Genomic DNA, 2,456 nt, shown 5'->3' with positions numbered 1-2,456 from the left:
CGATAATATGTCGGGCTGTATGTGATTATTTAAAAACCGATCACCATTTTCAGCGCGCTTCACCACGCAGGGGATTGACCCCTTTGCGGTGAAATAACACACATCACATTAGCCGCAATGTCGCTATCAGGATGATTTTGATTCTGCCTGCTCAGACGTTTTTGCATTTGCTGATTTCTTAACAGCCGATTTCTTGCGACTTTTCGCCGTACCGGTATCAATTGCCTCTTTTATTGCTTTTATGCTGACAGATATACCAGCCAAATCCAGCGCTGATTTTATCTCAGACACCGAATACCCTTTTTTCACAGACAGTTCAATCAGCTGTTCTCTCAGGTGTGAAAGTACATCTTTTCCTTTCATTCGTGATGCATTCAAATCAGGTAATTCAGCGAGCTGCATTTTTGCCAGTTCAAGCTGTTCCTGTGTGTAAAAGCTGTTTGCAGACATGTCCATATCCTTTTGTGTTTTGTGCAGAATCAACTTTTTAATTATACCCTCGTATTCGCCCAGGAATCAAAGAGACCCCATTCCACATCTGGCGTAATGACTTTACAAAGAGAATCGGCCATAATGGCACATATTGGATTAAAACGTGGGACAAGGTATGTTTTGTTGAACCGCCTGCACGCAGTCAGTCCAACAAAACTCTTGGTCAGGACTCCGTCCCGACACCCTACTTGCAGTGCCCGCCTCAGCGGTTAAGCAGGGTTTAAGATGAGCAAGAGTGAAAAACGCCAGAGAACGGCTTTGCTGGGCAGCGTGCGATGCTTCCCTGAAGAGAAAGAACAGATACAGGCCAGTGCCAAATCAGCCGGTCTGTCTACCGGTGAGTTTCTTCGGCGTTCAGCTCTTGGTCGCCGTATTGTGGCTAAAGGCGACACACGGCAGATGAATGAGATACTGAAGCTGGGGGGATTGTTGAAGCATCTCTACAGTGAGATGAAGAAAGACGGTGTTATGACGACGGAAAGAAGCAAAGGCTTTTCTGACGCTCTGATTGCGACAAAGGTTGCTTTGATGAAGTTCAGAGCTGACAGCCTGAACAATACTGAGGACTAAGATGCTTGCGGTAGTCGCTGAAAGAAGGCGTGATGGTAAATCCAGTTTCGTACAACTTATCTCTTACACCATCCTGCGTGATGATGTGGAGATGAGCGAAACGCTGTCGCCAGAAAAACCGTTTGTTCGTAAGTCCCGGGCGGAAGATAAAATTTTCAATGACCTCGTTGGGTACGCGACGCGTAATGCGCTGCCTGATTCGCAGGATATTATCGCAACGTTCCCGGATGGACGCCAGCAGGTGCGTTGCGATAAAGTCATCTGCGAAACTAACTGTTTTTCACTGGAGACTTCGTCTACGGAAATGGACATGGTTGCCATGCAAAACACGCGCTGCAATGACCCTGTCTACCACGCCATCCTGTCCTGGCCGACCTCAGAACGGCCGACGCCTGACCAGATTTTTGAGTCAGCAAGGTATTGTCTTAAGCGTCTGGGAATGGAAGATCATCAGTATGTTTTCGCCATACATGATGACACTGATAATGTGCACTGCCACCTGACCGTAAATCGTGTTAATCCGGCCAGTTACAAAGTCGCCGCCCCCTACAATGATTACTTTACCCTTGACCGTTGCTGTCGTGAGCTGGAGCTGAAAAATGGCTGGAAGCATGACAATGGACCTTACATGGTTAATGGCGACGGTGCGATTTTCCGGAACCGCAAGTTTTACAAATCAGCCCCTTCAGCTGCACGACAGATGGAGCACTTTGGCGACAAGGAAAGTCTGTTCTCTTATGCCGTAGATAATTGCAGGGAGAAGCTGAATTCTTTGTTTATGCAAAGTGATTACAACTGGGATGACGTGCATGACATTCTGATCGCTGCCGGGCTTGAGCTACGTAAGAAAGGTGAGGGCCTCGCTATCTATGACGTTGCCAATGATGAGCAATGTTCAGTTAAGGCCAGCGATCTACATCCGGAACTGACGCTGAGCTGTCAGCAGGAATTGCTCGGGAAATTTAATCCAGCATCCATTGTTCGTGAAGTTAACAAGGATGGTAAAGATGTACTGCTGAGTACAGTGAACATTGATTCGCAGTATGACAACCGCCTTCACCGTCGCGATAACGGGGCGAGGGCTGAACGTCGTAATGCGCGTGCAGAGGCAAGACAGGATTTAATTTCCCGCTACAAGGCATACAAAACCAGTTTTGTCCGGCCGGGAATTTCTGCTGATGAATCCCGGACCCGATTCCGTGAACTGTCGGCCAGTTATCGCATTCGTAAAAATAATGTCCGCCTGAATGAACGTGATCCACTACTGCGTAAACTGATGTTCCGTGCGCTGGAAGTTGAGAAGATGAAAGATATGGCTGCGCTGTGCGGGGTGAGTCAATGGTACAGTTTTTCCTGACGACGCATTGAAGTGAGGAATGTACTGCATCGTACCC

Annotated in this window: 3 protein-coding genes; 2 read left to right on the top strand and 1 reads right to left on the bottom strand. The window is 47.8% G+C overall.

What is annotated here, in order from left to right; all coding sequences use genetic code 11:
- Window positions 1-126: 126 nt before the first annotated feature.
- Window positions 127-450, bottom strand: a complete 324-nt coding sequence (locus QRY16_RS21725; RefSeq protein WP_289778028.1) for a molybdopterin-guanine dinucleotide biosynthesis protein MobC — start codon at window positions 448-450, stop codon at window positions 127-129.
- A gap of 267 nt (window positions 451-717) precedes the next feature.
- On the opposite strand from QRY16_RS21725, the gene mobA reads away from it, so the two are divergent.
- Together mobA and traI are read left to right on the top strand one after the other, a co-directional pair.
- Window positions 718-1,062, top strand: coding sequence for a plasmid mobilization protein MobA (gene mobA, locus QRY16_RS21720; RefSeq protein WP_289778027.1), 345 nt, complete (start codon window positions 718-720; stop codon window positions 1,060-1,062).
- Window position 1,063: 1 nt separating this feature from the next.
- Window positions 1,064-2,419 (top strand): TraI/MobA(P) family conjugative relaxase, encoded by a 1,356-nt coding sequence (gene traI / locus QRY16_RS21715; protein ID WP_289778026.1) that lies wholly within the window; start codon window positions 1,064-1,066, stop codon window positions 2,417-2,419.
- Window positions 2,420-2,456: the final 37 nt, after the last annotated feature.

Origin of the sequence: Mixta mediterraneensis, from assembly GCF_030283135.1 — a bacterium.
Classification (GTDB): Bacteria; Pseudomonadota; Gammaproteobacteria; order Enterobacterales; family Enterobacteriaceae; genus Pantoea; species Pantoea mediterraneensis.
The sequence above is the reverse complement of the archived record's forward strand: the minus strand, read 5'-3'. Positions and strand labels throughout refer to the sequence as shown.

Coding starts and splice junctions, on each gene's coding strand:
- traI (WP_289778026.1), top strand. CDS start 1,064: ATGCTTGCGGTAGTCGCTGAAAGAAGGCGTGATGGTAAATCCAGTTTC.
- QRY16_RS21725 (WP_289778028.1), bottom strand. CDS start 450: ATGTCTGCAAACAGCTTTTACACACAGGAACAGCTTGAACTGGCAAAA.
- mobA (WP_289778027.1), top strand. CDS start 718: ATGAGCAAGAGTGAAAAACGCCAGAGAACGGCTTTGCTGGGCAGCGTG.